Genomic DNA, 271 nt, shown 5'->3' with positions numbered 1-271 from the left:
TTGGACCAATTAAATTAATGCAGCGCTTGTGGCTGTTGATATCTGTTCGGGAAAAATGGGTAAGCTTCAGATACAAAAAAGCCTCGTCGTTAGACGAGGCTTCTATGTAATTGGCGGAGCGGACGGGACTCGAACCCGCGACCCCCGGCGTGACAGGCCGGTATTCTAACCAACTGAACTACCGCTCCTTTAGCAAATTGCTTACGCACGATGCTAAATGCTTTTTAAGTCGCTAACGTGTCATGGTTAGGAGACTTGCTTCATAATGAAG

The 271-nt window shown here is 47.2% G+C and carries 1 tRNA gene; it reads right to left on the bottom strand.

The window, feature by feature from the left end:
- Positions 1-111: 111 nt before the first annotated feature.
- Positions 112-188, bottom strand: a tRNA-Asp gene (locus tag CXF88_RS14430).
- Between the last annotated feature and the right edge of the window lie 83 nt (positions 189-271).

Source organism: Shewanella sp. ALD9 (genome assembly GCF_002836315.1).
GTDB lineage: Bacteria > Pseudomonadota > Gammaproteobacteria > Enterobacterales > Shewanellaceae > Shewanella.
Note: the sequence above shows the minus strand (reverse complement) of the source record. Positions and strands in the feature narration are given on the sequence as shown.